The sequence below is a fragment of the Bacillus sp. JJ783 genome, from assembly GCF_036963225.1.
Taxonomy (GTDB): Bacteria; Bacillota; Bacilli; order Bacillales; family Bacillaceae_G; genus Bacillus_A; species Bacillus_A cereus_U.
In genome coordinates, this window is the sequence record NZ_JBALMG010000024.1 from 19818 (window position 1) to 20437 (window position 620).

The window sequence follows — 620 nt, forward strand, 5'->3', positions numbered from 1 at the left end:
AATCTAGAAAATCCGATAGCAAAAGGAAATACGGCTGAAATTTATCTATGTGATAATAAAGTTGTGAAATTATTTGAAAAATACCTTCCTAATACAGAATCTCTATATGAAGCACAAAAACAAAAGTATGCATATTCACGTGATTTACACGTTCCTAAAGTATTTGAAGTTACAGAGGTACAAGGAAGACAAGCTATTATTATGGAATATGTAGAAGGAGAAAGTGTTGGTAAGCTTCTACTTAATAATTTGAATAAAGCAGAGCATTTCATAAGTATTTGTGTAAGTATACAACAAAAAATTCATGCTATATCTGTGAGCCCGGATGAAATAGAACCGATGAAAGAGGGACTATATCGTCAAATTAACTCCGTGCATAGTCTGGATGAAAAACAAAAGGGAAATATATTAAAAAGGTTAGATTCAATCATATTTGAACCTAGATTATGTCATGGTGATTTTCACCTGTTTAATTTAATTATGAGCAATGATGATGTGAATATTATAGATTGGGTTGATGCTAGTTCAGGTGATATTCGTGCAGATGTGTTTCGTACATATTTATTGTACGCGCAGTCTTATATAGAATTAGCGGAAATGTATTTACAAATATATTGCAG

1 protein-coding gene is annotated in these 620 nt (G+C 31.3%); it reads left to right on the top strand.

Annotation, left to right across the window (positions count from 1 at the left end):
• Positions 1-620, top strand: a 620-nt coding sequence (locus tag V7038_RS05715; RefSeq protein ID WP_335469435.1) for a phosphotransferase family protein, incomplete at both ends; no start/stop codon positions are given.